The sequence below is a fragment of the Stenotrophomonas sp. 82F1 genome, from assembly GCF_056861525.1.
Genome location: NZ_JBSPUD010000003.1, coordinates 92,473 through 111,602, shown reverse-complemented (window position 1 = coordinate 111,602; position 19,130 = coordinate 92,473). Strand labels below are relative to the sequence as shown.

19 protein-coding genes are annotated in these 19,130 nt (G+C 61.3%); 17 read left to right on the top strand and 2 right to left on the bottom strand.

Going from position 1 to position 19,130, the window contains the following annotated elements:
• Positions 1-210: 210 nt before the first annotated feature.
• From AC13GI_RS04880 to AC13GI_RS04805, 16 genes are all read left to right on the top strand, one after another.
• Entirely contained in the window at positions 211-657 is a 447-nt protein-coding gene (locus AC13GI_RS04880; RefSeq protein WP_025878721.1) for a hypothetical protein, read from the top strand.
• An 89-nt stretch (positions 658-746) separates the two neighbouring features.
• Positions 747-1,793: a VirB8 family type IV secretion system protein gene (locus AC13GI_RS04875; protein WP_482995674.1), complete on the top strand. Its 1,047-nt coding sequence runs from the start codon at positions 747-749 to the stop codon at positions 1,791-1,793.
• Positions 1,790-2,569: a TrbG/VirB9 family P-type conjugative transfer protein gene (locus tag AC13GI_RS04870; protein ID WP_033831428.1), complete on the top strand. Its 780-nt coding sequence runs from the start codon at positions 1,790-1,792 to the stop codon at positions 2,567-2,569. Before AC13GI_RS04875 ends, AC13GI_RS04870 begins: the two co-directional genes overlap by 4 nt.
• Positions 2,566-3,834 carry a TrbI/VirB10 family protein gene (locus AC13GI_RS04865; protein WP_482995673.1) on the top strand — a complete coding sequence of 423 codons (1,269 nt, stop codon included), beginning with the start codon at positions 2,566-2,568 and terminating at the stop codon, positions 3,832-3,834. The genes AC13GI_RS04870 and AC13GI_RS04865 overlap by 4 nt, the downstream gene beginning before the upstream one ends.
• Before the next feature lie 13 nt (positions 3,835-3,847).
• Positions 3,848-4,891, top strand: a complete 1,044-nt coding sequence (virB11, locus tag AC13GI_RS04860; RefSeq protein WP_482995672.1) for a P-type DNA transfer ATPase VirB11 — start codon at positions 3,848-3,850, stop codon at positions 4,889-4,891.
• Between the two features lie 3 nt (positions 4,892-4,894).
• Positions 4,895-5,866 (top strand): lytic transglycosylase domain-containing protein, encoded by a 972-nt coding sequence (locus tag AC13GI_RS04855; RefSeq protein WP_482995671.1) that lies wholly within the window; start codon positions 4,895-4,897, stop codon positions 5,864-5,866.
• Positions 5,867-5,939: 73 nt separating this feature from the next.
• Positions 5,940-6,362 (top strand): TrbC/VirB2 family protein, encoded by a 423-nt coding sequence (locus AC13GI_RS04850; RefSeq protein ID WP_482995670.1) that lies wholly within the window; start codon positions 5,940-5,942, stop codon positions 6,360-6,362.
• On the top strand, positions 6,355-6,663 hold the full coding sequence (locus AC13GI_RS04845) for a VirB3 family type IV secretion system protein (RefSeq protein WP_081323733.1): 309 nt from the start codon (positions 6,355-6,357) through the stop codon (positions 6,661-6,663). The genes AC13GI_RS04850 and AC13GI_RS04845 overlap by 8 nt, the downstream gene beginning before the upstream one ends.
• An 84-nt stretch (positions 6,664-6,747) precedes the next feature.
• Positions 6,748-9,195: a VirB4 family type IV secretion/conjugal transfer ATPase gene (locus AC13GI_RS04840; protein ID WP_482995669.1), complete on the top strand. Its 2,448-nt coding sequence runs from the start codon at positions 6,748-6,750 to the stop codon at positions 9,193-9,195.
• A complete protein-coding gene (locus tag AC13GI_RS04835) occupies positions 9,192-10,043 on the top strand; it encodes a hypothetical protein (RefSeq protein WP_482995668.1) in 852 nt (283 codons plus the stop codon). Before AC13GI_RS04840 ends, AC13GI_RS04835 begins: the two co-directional genes overlap by 4 nt.
• A 61-nt stretch (positions 10,044-10,104) precedes the next feature.
• Positions 10,105-11,250 carry a TrbL/VirB6 family protein gene (locus AC13GI_RS04830; protein WP_482995667.1) on the top strand — a complete coding sequence of 382 codons (1,146 nt, stop codon included), beginning with the start codon at positions 10,105-10,107 and terminating at the stop codon, positions 11,248-11,250.
• A gap of 39 nt (positions 11,251-11,289) precedes the next feature.
• Entirely contained in the window at positions 11,290-11,829 is a 540-nt protein-coding gene (locus AC13GI_RS04825) for a DUF4189 domain-containing protein (protein WP_482995666.1), read from the top strand.
• 561 nt (positions 11,830-12,390) lie between these two features.
• A complete protein-coding gene (locus AC13GI_RS04820; RefSeq protein WP_482995665.1) occupies positions 12,391-12,636 on the top strand; it encodes a hypothetical protein in 246 nt (81 codons plus the stop codon).
• Positions 12,637-12,992: 356 nt separating this feature from the next.
• Entirely contained in the window at positions 12,993-13,529 is a 537-nt protein-coding gene (locus tag AC13GI_RS04815; RefSeq protein WP_032952144.1) for a hypothetical protein, read from the top strand.
• 57 nt (positions 13,530-13,586) lie between these two features.
• Positions 13,587-14,603 carry an XVIPCD domain-containing protein gene (locus AC13GI_RS04810; RefSeq protein ID WP_482995664.1) on the top strand — a complete coding sequence of 339 codons (1,017 nt, stop codon included), beginning with the start codon at positions 13,587-13,589 and terminating at the stop codon, positions 14,601-14,603.
• A 746-nt stretch (positions 14,604-15,349) separates the two neighbouring features.
• On the top strand, positions 15,350-16,099 hold the full coding sequence (locus AC13GI_RS04805; protein ID WP_482995663.1) for a hypothetical protein: 750 nt from the start codon (positions 15,350-15,352) through the stop codon (positions 16,097-16,099).
• Between the two features lie 62 nt (positions 16,100-16,161).
• Here AC13GI_RS04805 and AC13GI_RS04800 read toward each other — a convergent pair whose 3' ends face one another.
• Together AC13GI_RS04800 and AC13GI_RS04795 are read right to left on the bottom strand one after the other, a co-directional pair.
• A complete protein-coding gene (locus AC13GI_RS04800) occupies positions 16,162-17,484 on the bottom strand; it encodes an XVIPCD domain-containing protein (RefSeq protein ID WP_482995662.1) in 1,323 nt (440 codons plus the stop codon).
• Positions 17,481-18,134, bottom strand: coding sequence for a hypothetical protein (locus tag AC13GI_RS04795; RefSeq protein ID WP_482995661.1), 654 nt, complete (start codon positions 18,132-18,134; stop codon positions 17,481-17,483). The genes AC13GI_RS04800 and AC13GI_RS04795 overlap by 4 nt, the downstream gene beginning before the upstream one ends.
• 483 nt (positions 18,135-18,617) lie before the next feature.
• On the opposite strand from AC13GI_RS04795, the gene AC13GI_RS04790 reads away from it, so the two are divergent.
• Complete coding sequence (locus AC13GI_RS04790) at positions 18,618-19,124, top strand: GNAT family N-acetyltransferase (RefSeq protein WP_482995806.1); 507 nt, start codon at positions 18,618-18,620, stop codon at positions 19,122-19,124.
• Positions 19,125-19,130 lie beyond the last annotated feature (6 nt).

The following is a 19,130-nucleotide window of genomic DNA, read 5'->3' as shown; positions in this document are numbered from 1 at the left end:
ATGGTTCCGACGTTGGTGAGGGTGCGTGAGAGGGGCCTCGGATGAGGTTGCTTCACGCGACTTGGTTGGCAGCTTTCGAGCTGCAGGGGAACCGTGCCCATGTGCTGTTAAGCAGTGCATTCGTTACGTTTCCGGCGTGCATCGCGCAGTGCCGGACGACCAAGGGACCAACATCGGGACTGCTTTTTCGTACGTCAAAGTGAAGCCCGTATGAATCAGGCGTTTATTGCAAAAATGTCCATCGCCGCAGTGGCGGCGTTGATGGTGGCAGGTTGTGCCACCAAGCCCGCACCCGACTTCGGGGGACGCTGGAAGCCGGTCAACCGTTTCGCGACGGCTCCGACCGAGATTCCGCTGTACTCCAGCTACGTCTATCAGGCGTCGCCGATGGATCGCACGCTGAAGGCCATGCTCGAGCGCTGGGCCAAGGATTCCGGTCGCACGCTGGACTATCGCCTCAGTTCGGATTTCACCCTGTATGGCGCGGTGTCGGAGATCGACACCACCAACGCACAGCAGGCCGTGATCGATCTCACGGCGGCCTATGCGGCGCAGGGCGTTTCCGTCTCCATCGTCGGCAACCAGATCGTCGTGCAGAGCGCTGGATCGACGCCAACCGCGTCGGCCCAGGATCCTGAAGCCAGCAGCGGCAGCTGAGACCGCGTCGAAATCATCGAACGTGCCGCACCCCGCGCCTGGCGCAGGGGCGTCGCGCCCATTGATGTTTCAGCAGTACGGAAGAACCCATGTTCCGCAAGAAGGATGCAGGCAACAGTCCCAAGGTCGAGCAGTCGGTCGCCAAGGCGGTCAGCTACGAGATCACCGTGGCCGACATGGCCCGGCGCAGCGAGCGTCGTGCCTGGTGGGTCGCCACCGGTTCGTTGCTGATGTCGCTGGCGCTGGCCGGTGGCTACTACTACATGCTGCCGTTGAAGGAGAAGGTGCCGTTCCTGGTGATGGCCGATGCCTATACGGGCACGGCGACGGTTGCGCGGCTGCGTGGCACGTTCCAGGGTGAAACCATCACTACCAACGAGGCAGTCAATCGCAGCAACGTCGCCCAGTATGTGCTGGCGCGTGAGTCGTATGACTCGGCGGTGATGGGCCTGCGCGACTGGGAGCTGGTGTTTGTGATGTCCAGCGATCCGGTGGCGCAGAGCATGAAGCTCCGTTATGCCGGCAACAATCCGCAGAACCCGTTCGTAATGTACGGGCGCGGCAAGGCTATCCGGGTCAAGATCCTCAGCATCACTCCGCTCGGAGCACAAGCGAATGGCAGCTTCCGTGGCGCCTCTGTGCGTATCCAGCGCAGTCTGCTCGACAAGCGCACGGGGGCCGCAACCTATCTGGACAACCAGCTGGTGACGATGCGCTTCGAGTACAACCAGAACCTCGCGCTGTCCGAGCAGGATCGCGTGCTCAATCCGCTGGCTTTCCAGGTTACGGAGTATCGCGTCGACAACGATTACGCCCGTGGCGTGCCGGTGCCGGACGACAGCGCCATGCAGGATCAGGCACAGCAGGCCGCGCAGCAGGCGCAGTTGGCCGCGCAGCAGGCACAAGGGATCTACGACCCGAACAACCCCGCCGCTGCGACCATGATCGACCCGGCTACCGGGCAGCCTGTGGCGGCACCGGTCAATGGCCAGATGCAACAGATGCAGGGGCAGCCGGTACAAGGCCAGCCGATGCAGGGTCAAACGATGCCAGGGCAGGCCATGCCCGGGCAGCCGGCGATGCCGCCGGCACCGAACAATTCCACCGGAAATGCTGATGGAGCAAGCAACCGATGAGTAGTCGAAAAGTCAGGGGGAGCGCATTGGCGCTGCTGTCATTGCTGTCGCTGGTGTTTTCCACCGCAGCGATGGCACAGGCGGTAGACCATTACGAGTACGAGAAGGATCGCATCTATCCGGTTCGCACCGGCCTGGGTCTGACCACCCAGATCGAACTGAGCCCGAACGAGAAGATCCTCGACTACAGCACCGGTTTCAGCAACGGCTGGGAGCTGACCCGTCGCGAGAACGTGTTCTACATCAAGCCGAAGAACGTCGACGTCGACACCAACATGATGGTGCGCACCGAGACCCATTCCTACATCTTCGAATTGAAGGTCGTGGCAACGGACTGGCGTCAGCTGGAGCAGGCCCGTCGCGCCGGCGTGCAGTACAAGATTGCCTTCACCTACCCGAGCGACACCGAATTCGGGTTGGCACAGGAGGCGGTCGAGGAAGAAGCCAAGCCGCTGCTCAGCACTGAGCTGGCCAAGGATCGCCAGTACAACTTCAACTACTCCTATTCGACCAGCAAGGCGAAGAAGATGGGGTGGCTGATTCCGGTCAACGCCTACGACGATGGCAGCTTCACCTACCTGAAACTGCCGAATTCGCCCGAGTACAAGACGGGCATCTTCCCGGCCGTGTTTGGACGCGAGAAGGAGTACGGTGAGGACTTCGTGGTCAATACCACCGTTGAAGGCAATACCTTGATCGTCCACGGGACTTACCCGTACCTGGTCATCCGCCACGGCGATTATGTCGTTGGTCTGCGAAGGAACGTGAAGAAATGAGCCAGCAGAACACTCCCGGAAACGAACCGAACAATGGTCCTGACCAGGGCCAGAGCCCCTACGGCAGCAGTCCAGGTGCTGCGCCTGAGACGCCATCCAATCCTTATTTCGGCAATACCCAGGCTGGGGCGACCCCCGATCTGGATGCGGGAGCCCCGCAACTGCGCTCGGCTGAAGAGCAGCGGCTGAACCGGAAGGCGCTGTTGTTCCTTGGCGGTATTGTGGTGCTGTTGGTAGCGATGGGCTTCCTGCTGTTCCGCAAGGGCAAGGATGATGAAGGCTCTCAGGACAAGCCGCGTGAGATTGCACGTGCCACAACTCCGGAACTGCCAAACGTAGCTCCGCCGCCGCAGGCGCCGCCTGCAGCAGCGGAGCCGATTCCGATGTTGCCTGCGTTGCCCCAGGACGACGGCCCGAAGCTGGTTCCGGTGGCGCCGAGGCAAGAAGCCATGCTGCCGCGTGGCCCAACCCTGTTGGAGCGCCGAATCTCCGGCGCGGACGACGCGGCCGTGGGTGCAGGCAATCGTCCGGGTGGTCCGCAGTCCCAGCGAAGTGCGCTGGACGAGCAAACCCGTCAGGCGCTGTTGGCGAACATGATGCCGAACCAGCAGGGTCAGCAAAAGGTTCGCCGGGGCCCGGACGTGGAAGACATCTCCACGGCATCGTTCATCCGCAGCCCCGATGCATTGCTGGTGCGTGGTACCTACCTGCGCTGCGTATTGGAGACCCGCATCATCACCGATCTGGCCGGGTATACCTCGTGCCTGCTCACCGAGCCGGTCTATTCCATCAATGGCCGTACCCTTCTGTTGCCCAAGGGTTCCAAAATCTACGGTGCCTATGGTGGCGGCCCGGCTGGAAAGCGCGTGGAAGTCATTTGGGATCGGATCACGACTCCGAACGGTTTGGACGTCGCAATGTCCAGCCCGGGCGTTGACGGCTTGGGTGGCGCAGGTCACCCGGGTCAGTACAGCGCGCACTGGGGTGCACGTATCGCTTCGGCACTGATGATCAGCCTCATCGCTGATGCTTTCAAATACGCTGCTGCCGAACATGGTCCGGAAACCACCACCGTGGCCAACAATGGCATGACCATCCAGTCTCCGTATGAGAGCGCTACCGCACGCACCATGGAGCGGCTGGCCAACGAGGCGCTTACCAGCGGCCGTCGTCCGCCGACTGTCACCATCAATCAAGGCACGATTGTGAACGTCTACGTCGCAAAGGACGTCGATTTCACCAGCGTGCTGAACGCCCGCAGGTAATCCAAGAACGACCATGGACGCCGAAGTGTCACCCCTCGCCCTCGTCTCCAGCGATTTCCTGCGCTATCAGTACGAAGTGCTGGGTATCGCCGAGTACATGACTTCGCCGGAAGTGACGGAAATCTGCATCAACCGTCCGGGCGAGCTGTACCTGGAGACGCGGGCAGGGTGGCAGCGCGTGGATGTGCCAGGCCTGACGTTCGAACGGGCCCGGCAGTTCTGCACGGCGGTGGTCAATGAGAGCAATACCGGTCAGCGCATTACTGATGCCGATCCGGTGGTGTCGCTCACGTTCCCCACCGGTCAGCGTGCGCAGTTCGTGATCCCGCCGGCGTGCGACGCCGGCAAGGTGTCGATCACCATCCGTCTGCCGTCCAAGCACACCAAGTCGCTTACGCAGTATCACGAGGATGGGTTCTTCAACCAGATCCTCGAGCAGGATGGCAGCCTGAGTGAGCAGGATCGTGAGCTGATGGAGCTGCGGCAGCAGCGTGAGTACGCCGAATTTTTCCGGCGTGCGGTGATGTACCGCAAGAATATCGTCGTATCTGGCGCCACCGGTAGCGGCAAGACGACTTTCATGAAGGCGCTGGTCAACCATATTCCGGACAGTGAGCGGCTGGTCACCATTGAAGATGCGCGCGAGCTGTTCCTGACCCAACCCAACGTGGTGCACCTTCTGTACTCCAAGGGCGGGCAGAGCGCGAGCAACGTGACGGCCAAGAGCTGCATGGAAGCCTGCCTGCGCATGAAGCCAGAGCGCATCATCCTGGCCGAGCTGCGTGGCGATGAGGCGTTCTACTTCATCCGCAACTGCGCGTCTGGTCACCCTGGCTCGATCACCAGTTGCCATGCAGGCAGCCCGGAACAGACGTGGGACCAGTTGGCGCTGATGGTGAAGGCATCAACCGAAGGATCGGGTCTGGAATTCAACGTCATCAAGCGTCTGTTGATGATGACCATCGATATCGTCGTGCATATCAAGGCGCATGCGGGTTCGCGCTATATCACCGGCATCGATTTCAATCCTGGGCGTGCCCAGGGGCAGGAGGGTTGAGCAATGTTGCCAGGACTGGAAATGATGGCGTGCCCGGAGATGGCCGTCTCGATGGATGTGATGCAACACGTCATCAACGTCGAATCCTCTCGTAATCCGTACGCCATCGGCGTGGTCGGTGGAGCACTGGTGCGCCAGCCCAAGGCACTGGACGAAGCACTGGCCACCGTGCGCATGCTGGAGGAAAAGGGTTACAACTTCTCCATCGGCCTGGCCCAGGTAAACCGTTACAACTTGGCCAAATATGGTCTGGACTCTTACGAGAAAGCCTTCCAGCAGTGCCCGAACCTGCAGGCCGGGTCGCGTATCCTCGCCGAATGCTATAAGCGTTCCGGAAAGGACTGGGGAAAGTCTTTCAGCTGCTATTACTCGGGCAATTTCGAGACCGGCTTCCGCCATGGTTACGTGCAGAAGGTCTATGACTCGATGCGGCGAGGGCAGCAGGTGGCCAGTAATGGCGTCGCGCCGATCGATGTGGTGAGCCGCGGCGAACGCCGTACCGTCAAGGTCGAGCACCATCCGCAGTTGGCCTCGCCAGCGCAGGCGCGCATCGTCGCCCAGGCCAATGGGCCGGTCTATGTGCCCTCCAATGATCCGGCGCGTGCTTACACCGTCTATCCGTCCACCGGAGCGATGGCGCGCGGCAGTCTGGTCAACCTCGCCGACCAGGCGCTGTCGCGGGTTGTGCTCGGCTCGGTTGACCGCATGATGCAGCCGCAGGCGCAGCCGGAGAGCGGCTACCCGCAGCAGCAGGGCTATCCGCAGCAGACCGCTGCAGCGCATGCGGGCCAACCGCCGATGATGCCGCAGCAGCTGCCCGGCGCGACCGCCGGCGGGGTCGAAAGTCCGGTCATGCTGCAGCCATGGGGCGAGCAGGACGCTCCGGCCGCAGCGACCAACAACATGTACAACGCGCCGACGCAACAAATGCCGGTGCAGCAGATTCCCCCAGGGGATGCGGCCTTCGTGTTCTGACGAAGTCGTGGTACGGCCAGTCCCCCGGCTGGTCGATTCAGTTGTGTTAGTTCATCAACAAGGAAAAAAATCCATGAAGCGTTCCAATATTGACCTCGTTCAGGCCCAGCGCACGTTGAAGACGATGCTGATGGCCGCAGTGTTCGTGGGTGCAGTATTCGCCCCGCAGGTGTTCGCAACAAACTTCGGTGGCACCGACAAGAAGGTGTGTGGTTTCTTCGATAACGTTAATGGTTTGCTGAACATGGCGTCCATCGCTGTGGTGACCATTGCGGTGATCTTCGCTGGCTACCAGATTGCCTTCGCCCACAAGCGTATTGGCGACGTCGCACCGATCCTGATTGGTGGCGTGCTGATCGGCGCTGCTGGCCAGATCGCCAAGATGCTGCTGGGCGATGACTTCGGCGATTGCAGCAAGGCCGGTGGTGGTGGTGGTGGTGAAGGCGGTATGGCCTTCGAAATGATCAAGCACGCTGTCCAGTACTACAGTGCATAAGAACGTGCTGTTTCGGGGTTGCACACGCCCAGCGATGTTTCTGGGCGTTCCCTACCTGCCCTTTTTCATGGTGGCCGGCGGGTTATTGCTCCTGAGCATGTACACCAACTTCTGGTTCCTGCTGACCATTCCGGTGGCCATCTTCATCATGCGCCAGATGGCCAAGCGCGACGAGATGATCTTCCGTCTGCTGGGCCTGCGACTGCTGTTCAAGCTGCGGGTCCGCAACGTGCAGGAACACGATGGTATGTGGGTGTTCAACCCCAATCATTACCGCAACAAACCGGCCCGAATGGATTGAGGGCTGGATCGGACCAGGTGGGCGTCAGACACCCACCTGGCCCACTCCGAATTTTCGTCGGCAGTACCCTTTGGAAGCAGTCGTATGTTCAGCCCAGACACATCCATCAGCGAGTTCATTCCCCTGTCATCGCATGTAGCCCCAAACGTGGTGAAGACCACGGGCGGCGACTATCTGTTGACCTGGCACTTGGAAGGGTTGCCGTTCGTGGGGCGCGAAGAATGGGAGCTGGAGCATCGGCACAACACCTTCAATCGGTTGCTGCAGACGTTGCGCGCACCGGATTTCGTCAATGTTGCCTTCTGGGTTCATGACATCCGTCGCCGTCGCACGCTGAAGGGCAAGAGCCACTATAAGCAGCGCTTCAACCAGGACGTGTCCGACCAGTACATGGGCATGTTGTCCTCGCAGCGCATCATGCAGAACGAGCTGTACCTCACGATGATCTATCGCCCGGTCGTGGCAGGTAAGCGCTTCGTGGAAAAGTCCGCAAATGTGGACAGGCTGCGTGCCGAGCAGGAGCAGGCGGTCGAAAAACTCATGGAACTGGCTGGCAACGTCGAGGCAGTCATCCGCGACTATGCGCCATACCGCTTGGGCATGTACGAGGCCAAGAACGGAGTGGTGTTCTCTGAGACGCTGGAACTGTTCGGTTACCTCATCAATCGCATCGATGAGCCAGTGCCGGTGCTGTCGGCGCCCGTGAAGGACTATCTGCCGGTCAGCCGGCATATGTTCTCGGCCAAAACAGGCGACTTCGTGATCAATACACCCAACGGTGCCAATCACTTCGGCGCGATCCTCAATATCAAGGAATACGCTGAGGGGACCTACCCGGGCATCCTCAACGGTCTGAAGTACCTGGATTACGAGTACGTCATCACCCATTCGTTCAGCCCGATGGGACGTCAAGACGCGCTCAAAGTGCTTGACCGTACCAAGGGTATGATGATTTCCTCTGGCGACAAGGCGGTCAGTCAGATCGTTGAACTCGACCAGGCGATGGACCAGCTGTCCTCGGGCAACTTCGTACTTGGCGAGTACCACTTCATCATGGCGGTGTATGGCGACAGCCAGGCCAAACTCTCGCAGAATGTGGCTACGACTCGTGCCGAGCTGTCCAACGCCGGCTTCGTATCCACCAAGGAAGATCTGGCGGTCACCTCGTCGTTCTATTCTCAGCTGCCGGCAAATTGGCGCTTCCGTACTCGCCTGGCCAATGTCAGCTCGCTGAATTTCCTCGGCCTGTCGCCGCTGCACAACTTTGCCACCGGCAAGCAGCACAACAACCCGTGGGGCGACTGCGTCACCACGTTGCAGACGACCAACGGCCAGCCGTACTACTTCAACTTCCATGCCACACACCCCTCGGAGAATTCGCTGGGTGAAAAGGCGATTGCCAACACCATGGTGATCGGTAAGTCGGGTACCGGTAAGACCGCGCTGATCAACTTCCTTCTCAGTCAGGTGCAGAAGTACGAGCCGTCGCCGACTATCTTCTTCTTCGACAAAGATCGCGGTGCCGAGATTTTCGTGCGCGCGTGCGGCGGCAACTACTTGGCCCTCGAGAACGGCGCACCGACTGGGTTCAACCCGTTCCAGTGCGAGAACAACGAAGGCAATGTGCAGTTCCTGGCAGACCTGATCAAGGTGCTGGCAGGCAAGCGTGAGTACAGCTCCCGCGAAGAAGAGGATATCTACCGCGCGGTCGAGAGCATGCTCGATACGCCGATGCACCTGCGCAGCATGACCAATTTCCAGAAGAGCCTGCCCAACATGGGTGATGACGGCTTGTATGCACGCATGCGTCGCTGGACATCAGGCAACTCGCTGGGCTGGGTGTTCGACAACCCGGTCGATACCGTTGACCTGAGCAAGGCCAACATCATTGGTTTCGATTACACCGACATCATCGACAACCCTGAAGTGCGCGTGCCGGTCATCAACTATCTGCTGCATCGCCTGGAGTCGCTGATCGACGGTCGTCCATTGATCTACGTGATGGACGAATTCTGGAAGATTCTGGACGGTGAGGGTGGACTGAAGGAGTTCGCCAAGAACAAACAGAAGACCATCCGTAAGCAGAACGGCATGGGCATCTTCGCCACCCAGAGCCCGGAAGACGCACTGAAGAGTGACATTTCCGCAGCCCTGATCGAACAGACCGCGACATTGATCCTGCTGCCGAATCCCAATGCCAGCAAGAGCGACTACATGGACGGTCTGAAGCTTACAGAGGCCGAGTTCAAGGTGGTCACTGCGCTTGATGAACGCTCGCGCTGCTTCCTGGTCAAGCAGGGCCATGCCTCCAGTGTGTGTCAGCTCAATCTGCGTGGCATGGACGACATTCTGTCAGTGATCTCAGCGTCGACCGACAACATCGACATCATGCATCGCGTCCTGCAGACAGCCGCGGTACGCGCACGAGTGACGGTGGATGAGTTGACGCCGGAACACTGGCTTGAAGATTTCTACAAGAACCGCAAGGGCTCCGGAAAGCCCGCATCCAACAATAAGGAGGTTGCAGCATGACTGTCGCAACGGACGTGAACGCAGCAAGCCCCTTGAATTCGATGGAGAAGAACATGGAAATCATTGCCCGTATCACCAAGACATCATGCGCAGTCTCACGAGTCCGCTGCACGGTAGTGGCGATTTCTATTGCCGCAATGCTCAGTTTTCCTGTTAGGGGCTACACTTTTCCAGTGGTCGAAGTCGGCTTGAACACTTTTAACAGTACGCTTACCGAAATAAACACACTGGCTAGCCAAGCGGAGGCATATGCAGAATACGGCCTGCAGTATCAGCGCTTCTACGATACGACGCAGAATTGGCTGCAAAAGCTCGCTAAATTCAATCAGATTATTGCATCGCCTTTGATGCCTAAGGGTGTGAAGCTGGAGCCGGTACCGCTTGAGTGGAACGTTGCGGAGCGATGCGGTGCGGGAAATATCATGAGTCTGAGTGGGATCCTGACGGCATTGGATCTCAGCCCGGGCGGCGACATCATCGCCCAGCAGCGCAATATATGTGCGGCAATCCAGGTGCTGGAGAACCAAAAATATAACGAGACCGTCGAGGTTGTGCAGAAGACAATGCCAGATATGCGGCGAGTGCTCGACAAGATCAAGGATATCCGCACTTTGTGGAGCGGTGAGGGCGCGATGGCAGAGGCGTCCGCGAACGCAGTCGTGTCTGACGCGTATATGCAGGCTGACTTTGCCACATGGGAAAAGCAGACTGAAGGCTATGACAAGCAGATCCAGGCGCTGACCAAAATGCAGCAGATACTTGCACAGCGCGCATTGAAGGGTACCGGCCAGTCACCTCTCGGCACCGTAGTGAAGGCCGCAGCACTGAAGGCAGCGCTCTCCAACTGATTAGACGCTGCTCCGGTCGAGCTGCAATCACATATTAGGTGAAGTTATGGATCTTGGGCTGATGGATGGCATGTTGGGGCAAGGCCCGCTGCACATACTGCAGAATCTGCACGCGTCATCCTCAATTGGTGACTTTGTATTTTTCCGGCTTATTCTCGATTACCTGCATAAGGAAATCGCGGAGTATGGCGTCAAGCTATTGGGACGGATGATGGCATGGGTCGGCGGCATCGCACTGACTCTTATGACGCTCTGGGTACTGATTCAGGGCTTCCGTATCGCCACCGGTCGCAGCCGCGACTCGATGATGGTGCTGGTGACCAACATGGCAAAGGCTGCGCTGATCGTGTCGGTTGCCACGACCATGGGCATGTTCGGTCGCGAGATGCATGGCTTTCTCATCAATGACGTGAAGAACGAGATCACTTACGTCGTGACCGGGAAGAATGACTCGCCGGAAGATCTGATCGATGAGAACCTGGGCTACATGCAGCTGGCGCTATCCAGTGTTGACGCGCTGGACGTGATGAGCGATGTGACGCTGGACAACGCGAAGACCCGTGCCATGTGGTTTATTGGCATGGGCACGGGGGGGCCGGCAGTCACGGCTGGCTCAATGCTCTTGCTATACGAGGTCGCGCTGGCGTTGTTCATCGGCCTGGGGCCATTGTTCATCCTATGTTTGCTCTTTGACCAGACCAAGCAGCTGTTTCAGAAATGGCTGCTCTACGGCATAGGCACGATGTTTTCCATGGCGGTTCTAGCGGCCATGACCGGCATCGCGATGAAGATGGTGTCCAAGGTTGCGCTCGCCTTCTGGGGAAGCACGTTAACGGGTACGCTGATGGGTGAAAATTTCAGCGAGGGTATGTCGAGCATGGCGCTGCAGCAGGGCGGCATGGGCCTGATCCTGACCACTCTGATCCTGACTGCGCCCCCAATGGCGGCAATGTTCTTCCAGGGAACATTGGGCAGCTTCATGGCATATTCGCAGATAGGCGGTAGTGCAGTACCGGCATCGCCGGGCCCGAATGGTCAGCCGCCGGGTTCGACGGGCGGCGGGCAATACAAGCCGAACGCACCGGCGACTCACGAATCTCAACCGATGGGCGTAGGCTCTGCAGTCACTCCGAGGTTGCAGGGTGCCTTTGACTCTCCACCACCATCGTCTGGGCTTAGAGGAAATGCGAATGGCAGCGTTGCATAGCGGGTTCGACATGCATGATGAAGATGGAGGTGGCGGGCGATGAAAATTTTTATATCGCAAGCGATTCTCGCCAGTTCTTTGATCTTGGGTGTGGCGTATCAATCCTTTGCCGAAGGTAATTGCCCCGCTGGTTACTACCCGATTGGGGGGCAAGGTGCACGGGGGTGTGCGCCGATACCCGGGGCCACTACTGGAGGAGGCGCCACGGCGGAGATTCAGCTTGGCAGCCCTACCGGCAAGTGGGTGCGAACATGGGGGGCGATAGCGTCTTCCAAGAATACTCAAGATGCAGGAGTGTCGACGGGAAAGAGGGCCAAGGAGTTGGCAGAGCAGGAGGCTCTTTCCAAGTGTGCATCTGGAGGTGCGCGTGACTGTAAGGTCGATTTGGCCTACTTCAATCAGTGCGCTTCTTGGGTCGTTCCAAGTGGGCGTTCTGGGGGCGGGCAGTCGGGAGTGGCTGGTGGTCCCACGCCGGAGCGAGCACTATTTGTGGCCCAGTTAATGTGCAAGAATGATCAGCCAGGAAAGTGCGTTGAGTTCTATGCCAACTGCACGAAACCGATTTTTGAGGAATTCTAGTCTGCTTTAATAGTTAATTAATGGTCTCGGAAAGTGTAATGTCAGGTGGCCGGTAGAGGCCGATATTGGCGGTTCGGTGGTCGAAACCAAACTGATGGCGCGACGCGATCGCGGCAAGCAATTGTGTGAACGCTAAGATCAGATTACTGTCCCGATTCGCCGCCACTGTGTGGTGATCGGCAGCGATGTCGACACTATGCCGAACGTCGGAGCCACCTTCATGGAATCAGGTGATGCTCGCACGGTAGAAGCCCGCTAACTGAGCCACAAGGCGATTGATGGTTGCCAAGCCTCGCGGGCGAAGAAGTGAGGAGTGCAGATTGGAAGCATGATTACAAGGTTGCTGATTGCCTCTTCCAAAGTGCTTCACTGGACGTGCTGGGAAAGGTGGCGGATCCCAGCCATTTTCGGGTGTCACGGTTTCTCACAGGGCCGCTCGACAAACGAGGACGCACCCATGGTGGCCACCAAGGAGGGCCGCACGGTGCCCAAGATGGCGCAATCCTGGAGCGCGATCATCGTTGGAACTTTGCCTAGGGCCTCTACGCGATCCACCTGAGGTTGAGCGAACTTGACGAGTGCGACGCGACGGTCAGCCAGTGCGCTCCAGGTGACTGCAAAGTTGCGGCTGAGTTCACGCTCGGCCAGTGCGCCGCAGTGGTCCGCACCCGCGGTAGGGGCAGTGACGTTGTGCAGACCTACTCCGCTGTGGCGAGGACGCTGCCCGAAGCGGAGGAAGAGACAGTGGGAGGATGTATCGACGCCGACGCGAAAGCCTGCCCCCTGGTGTTCAACAATTGCATGTGACACCCAATGCAATGGGGCGTTGCGTCGCCCGTGTTCTTCTTGCTTCGTGGATGCAGCCCCGGATTTTGTGACTGGCAGCGCCATTTCAAGCTTGCGCTCTTCGACGCAATAGACCTCCTCGCGCTAAGCTCTCCTGGCGTCAGAAAAATGACGCTTCGGCGCTACCATTGCAGGAGCTTTTCCGTCCATGAGGACCCTGTCTGCCCGTCCGACGGGTGACGCTTGCCACCATCGCTGCCGCGGTGCTCCCGGAGCTATCATCCGCATCTGCAGGGTGACCGGCGCGGCCGGGCAACGCCACCGTGCCCGCCACCAACGCGGGCATCGGCAAGACGACATTGAAGGAGTGGGAGGGGATGGACGACAGGTTTGGCGCACACATGGACGATGCCCTGGCATTTGTTCCGTCCGGTGCGAACCTGCTGGAAGCCGTCAGGGGCGAGCTCAACGGCGATGGCATCGAGTACCAGTTGCTGGTCATCGACCAACCGACGCCGGAAGGGCTGGTGCCCGGCCAGCACGGACCCAACCGGGTGCTGCTGTTGCTGCGCGGTGACGGGCGCGGGCGCTGGCAGCTGGCCGCGCGTAACGACAAGCTGGTGCCGTGTTCCACCCGCGGTGGCCTGGCCGGCGACCCTTTTGCGTATGCAATGGTTGAGGAAGACACCTTCAGCGTGATCACCAACGGCGGCAGCCGCGAGCGCTGGAGCAGCACGTACCGGTTCCGCTATGCCTCGGCGGACAAGGCCTGCTGGGTGGATGGAGTGAGACGCAAGGTCGTGGACATCGAGACTGAAGCGACCAACATCCGGGACTTCTCGGTGGCGGAACTGGGCAGGGTGCGGTTCGAGGACTTCGACCCGTCCAGTGTCGCCGAGGTGTCGCTTCCATGAGCCAAGCTCCAACCGGCGGAAAGGAATCCGCGCTGATGAACATCCAGGAGTTGCACTGTGTCGACCGATAGAGAGTCGCAACTGCTGCGGCAGGCGACGAAAGCCGGCATCGACTCCCCCCTCGAACTGGCCAATTTCATGGCCCAGGCAGGGCACGAGTCGCGCGGCCTGAGCCGGCTCAACGAGAGTTTCAACTATACCCGGGGCATCTCGCAGATCCCGGTCGAAGCGGCGTGGCGCAATGGCACCGAGGCGCTGGAGTCCGCGCGCCAGGAAGCCCTGCGCGGGCGTCCGGGTGACCTGGCCGAGCTGATGTATGGCGGCCGGATGGGCAACGACGCGCCCGGTGATGCGCTGAAGTACCACGGGCGCGGTTATCTGCCGCTGACCGGCAAGGAAAGCTACGAGCGCGCCGGCAGCGCGCTGGATCTGGATCTGGTCAACCATCCCGAGCTGGCATCGCAGCCGGAACACGCAGGGCGCATCGCCGTGTGGCAATGGCAGAACCGTGTGCCGGAACAGGCGCGCGAGGACGTGCGTGAGGCGACCTACGCCATCAACGGAGCCGTCAACGGGGTGGAGGACCGGCTCAAGCGTTTCGAAGCGTGGCAGCAGAAGCTGACCCCGGACGTGATGGACCGGCTTGCCCGCGGCGAAGTGGGCGAACCTGCACAGTTGCCTGAGCGCGCGCGCGATATGTCCGATCCGGCCCATGCCGGCAACCGGCTGTTCAGCGACGCTCGAGGCCATCTGCAGCAGATGGGGCCGCAGAGCGGCCTGCGCAGCCAGCAGGAACTGGACAATGCGGCGGGCGCCCTGGCGCTGAGCGCGCAGAAGGCCGGCATGAGCCGCATCGACCACGTGGTGGCGGGCACCGATGGCAGGGCGCTGTTCGCGGTGCAGGGCGCCATGGGGGACCCGGCGATGCAGCGCTCGATGGTCGAGCGTGAGGCCGCCGCCCAGTTGCCGCTCGAGCAGAGCAGCCAGCAGTTGGCGGCCGAAGCTTCTGCCCGCCAGGAACAGGCTGCTTCGGTTACCCGCGAACAGGAGCAGAACCGCCCGCGATCGCTGTAATCTGGGCACCGCCTGCAGGTCGGAGACCGGCGGGCCCATCGCACGACACCGAGCACCCTCGGGTGCCTACATGGATCTCTTTGTAAGGACACAACATGCGAAACACTTTCCTGTATTCCAACGTGGCCCAGCGTGGTCGCGCTTCGGCACTGTTGCTGTTGCCGCTGGGACTGGCTGCCGCCATGGCCCACGCACAGCAGGCACCGGACGCCCCGGCGGCTCCCGCCGTCGAGGAGGCTGTGCCAGCACCGGTAGTGGCCGCGGCGGACTCGCAGACGCCCGCTGACACCGCAACGGATGCTGTTCCTGCACCGGCACCCGTCGCCGCGCCCGAGCCGGCGCCAGCCGTGGTTGCTGCACCTGCACCTGCGGCGGAGCCGTCCCCGCCGCCCGCACCCGCACCGCAGCCGGCATCGACGACGGACGCTGCTCCAGAAGCCGTCGCCGCCGAACCCGCAGTTGCGCCAGCTCCCGCGGCAGCACCAGCGGCCGACATTACCTCCGCCAATGCTGCGCCAGCTACGCCTGTCGCAGCCCCACCGGCTCCCACGCAGGTGCCGGCCCCCGTTGCCGCCGCTGCACAGGTGCCCGACACCGCACAGGCCCCGGCACCCGTCCCGCCGTCAGCCCCAGCCCCTGTCGCACCACCGATCATCCCGCTCGCACCCGACCAGGCCGCCGAGCGCCAGCTCGGTGCGCGCTGCCCGGTCGATCTGGCCGGTCGGCTGGCACCGCAGGGCGATCTGATGATCGGCGCCTGCCAGGGCACGCTGCCGCCGCATCTGGCGGCGCTGCTGGTGGCATTGCCCGAGCAGGACATCCACCTGCCGCGCGGCTGGCGCGAGCGTGACGTGCGCCAGAAGGCATGGTTCAAGGCTGTGGCCGGCATGGGCCAGCGCCCGGACTTCATCGCCCGCCTGGGCGACATCTGGGTGCGCTCGTTTGAAGGCGCAGATGCTTCCACGACCACCTATCTTGTCTCGGCTCCGTTTGACTGTGCCGACGGCGCACTGCCAAACGAGAACACCGCAGAGCCTGTCCGGCTCGCAGCCGGCAGTTGCGGACAGGCCTACGTCCGCCAACGCGTGTACCAGGTTGGCAGCGATGGCGTGCCGCAGAACATCACCGCAAAGCTGATGCCGGCGGCACCGTCGATCGCCGAGGCCGATCGTGCGCGGCACCGCGCCCGCGAAGGCAAGGTCATCCTGGATCACAGCAAGTTGCAGTACGGGCCGGCCATGCGCTGGTTCGTGCAGTACCCGGAGTCACCGCAGAAGACCGGTCCGCATAGCTTCAGCGACTGGAACCGTGAGCACCTGTCCTTCGTGGTCTGGAACGGTACGAGCTTCGAGCTGCGCGATACCGTGACGCGCGCACAGTGGCCGTGTGATCCCGTGGCGCCGGGAGACAAGCCCTGTGGCGGTTTCCCGGACTCGGGCCCAGATGCGTACGTGCTGGCAGGGTCGGCGGCGAACTCAGCGGTTTCCAGCCCCTGATCGACCGCAGAAAACGACGGGAGCCGGCGCTGCCGGCTCCCGTTTTCATTCCCGCGAGCGTGTCAGGCGTGCAGGCTGCGCTGGGTCGCCTGGGTCTGTTCCAGCTGCTGCTCGCGCGCCAAGGCCTGACCGGCAGATTGCTGCTCGATGCGCTGGCTGCTCTGCTCCAGCGGCGTGTTCATCGCAACGGCCGTGTCCACCGATACACGCAGATGGGCAGGGTCACCCCCCTGGCCCTGCACCGCGAAGCTGCGCGAGGCATCGGCGTTCATCACCACTTCGTCGATGCGCTTGCCGCCCGCGGCATGCATTTCGGCGGCCAGGCTGCCGGCCAGCTGCGTGCTCATCACGTCCGGCGCGCGCCCGGCCCGCACGTCCTGCGCATGCACGCCACGGATCGCGTCGTTGAACAGCGGGTTGCCCAGATGGTTGGCATCGTCCATGCGCAGCATGCTGGTGTGATGGCCGTTCTTCTCCGCTTCGCGGCGTGCCGGCTCACCGGGCTGCAGCGGGCCACGGATGTGGTCGTACAGATCGATGGCGCCGCCGGGAATGCCGCGCGATGCACGGGTAACGCCACTGCGCAGGGATTCCACGTCGTCGCGGTACTCCTCGATCATCTTGGCGTTGTCTTTCGCCAACTGCTGCGTTTCGGGATGCTTCAGCACCGAGCCATCGCCGAGGAAGTTGCCCAGCTTGTGGGCGCCGAACGAGCTGCCTGCTGCAAGGATTGGACGATCCGGGATCAGGTCGCGCAGCGGGTGGTTGCTGAAGCCAGCCGCTGACAGCCTCTTGATCTCATCCGGGTTGGCGTAGATGCGTACCTGGCCGAAGTGGGGCGAAGCAGCACTGACCGGATCGGACGCCATGACGTGGTTGATCATGGTGTTGCCGCCTTCGGGGATGCGGTAGCTGAGGCTGACCGCGCCATAGGCGTTGAAGGTCTCACCCTTGACGTTGAAGTGGTGCGAGGTGATCTGGGCAAGGGCGCCGCCGAGGGAGTGGCCGGTGACGGTGACCTGGGGAGTATGTCCACCATTCAAGCGGGACTGGAGTGCGGCAGATTCAAGCGTTCTCTGGGTCAATGCGATCGCGTCAGGTGCCTGCACATTGGTGCGCGCTACCACCATGCCGCCATCGGTCAGGATCGCATCGCGGGCAATATCCTCCGTGCCACGATGGGCAATGACGATCTCTTTGCTGTCTACGCGCTGATAGACGGTGCCCTGATAGCCGTTGAGCCGGTTGTCGACATGCTCGAGTATTTTGTACTCATGGCCGTTGAGTGTGACCTTTTCTTCCTGGCCGGGTGCACGTCGGCCGACGGCGCGGTCCTTGTAGGCGTCATCGGATAACGCAGCGTAGTCCTGGGAGGTGATGGTCACGGTGCCACCTCACTCGCAGAAAGGCTGATCGTGAACAGCTTGTCCTGCAGGTCGGCGGCATAGCCGCTGCGATCAGGCTCACCATTGGCCGGGAAATTGGGAACGCGATCTGCCCGCGGATAGACCAGATCCGGATAGTAGAGCGTATGCGCGCTGCCGTCGGTCAGCGGCTTGGCATCGACGAAGGTCAGGAAGCGAGTTTCGTCTTCGGCGCCGGTTGCTTTCAGCATCGCGCCGGCTCCGCTGAATTCCCATTTGCAGACGCCGCGGCCGTAGTAGTCCTCATCCAGCATACGGTCCACATACAACGTGCCGCGATACTCGCCATCGGCAACCTTGCGCAGCTGCACCGGCTCCTGGCTGGTGATGCGCGCTGCGGTGCCTGTGGCGGGCTCGATGTGACCGCACTGGTCTTCGTTGATGACGTCGTACTGCGCAACGCCCTCGACCACCGCGAAATCTCCGGGGGCATCCTTCAGGCGCAGCACCAGTTCATAGGCCTTGCGCGGGCTGGGGTTGAGCTTTGCGAGGCCACGCCCGCCCTGGGCGACATCGGCTTCGGCAGCGGCACGTTCCTGGTTCATGGCGGACTCCGGGTTGCAGGCGGTCAATAGAAGCAGAGCAAGGCACGGAAGCATCTTGGGGCGCAATGTCGGCCTCCCTGGGGCATAGAGGGATATATGGAGCAGGCCACTCTCCGCGCGAGATTCTGCGCAGTGATCATGGTTGAGAGTAACGCGTCACGCAGATCGACCCGGTAGCGCGTCGGGTTTTCCCCGCCGCTTGCGCCATATCCGGCAATCTCTTCGATGCGCGGGGGACATGCATCAGGCGCGATTCGACGTTCATGCGCTCCCTTTGGCGTGATACGGCGTGGTACATCCATGTCCATGCATCCATCCCTGGTGACAGGTCCGGCGATTATGGAGTGCCCGGGAAAGCTGGCGCCAGCCGTCTCTGGACAAGGGTGGCGATTTATTGACGCATTCGGCGAAGGGTGATGCCAGTGAATCGACTGCGGCACAGGCGATTCGATAGCGCCAAGGCGTTTCAATGTCGCGATCGGCTCTCACTATCAATTTGTGACTTGAATCATGAATTCACACCTTCCTTACCCTGACAAAGTGCCTGCCATGAACCTTGCAATCCGCCCAGAATCCATCGACGACCAAGTCGCCATTCACACGCTCACCGAAATGGCGTTCCGCGATGCTGTCCACAGCAGCCATACCGAACACCACATCGTTGACGCATTGCGTGAGCGTGGCGAGCTGAGCATGTCGCTGGTGGCAGAGGATGCGGGCCTTCTGGTGGGTCATGTCGCGCTGTCCCCGGTCAGCGTGCAGGACGGCAGCCAGGGCTGGTTCGGGCTCGGGCCGATTTCGGTGCTGCCGCAGCAGCAGGGGCGCGGCGTGGGCACGGCCTTGATGCGGACCGCGATCGAGGCTCTGCGCAGGAAGGGCGCGCGAGGCTGCGTGCTGTTGGGCGAGCCGGCCTACTACGGGCGCTTCGGCTTCCGTGCCGTGCCGGGTCTGTTCCTACCCGGCGTGCCGGCGGCGTATTTCCAGGCCCTGTGCCTGCAGCCGCCGATGGCGCAGGGCGAGGTGCGCTACTCGCCGGCGTTCGACGCGGTTGCCTGATCGGGG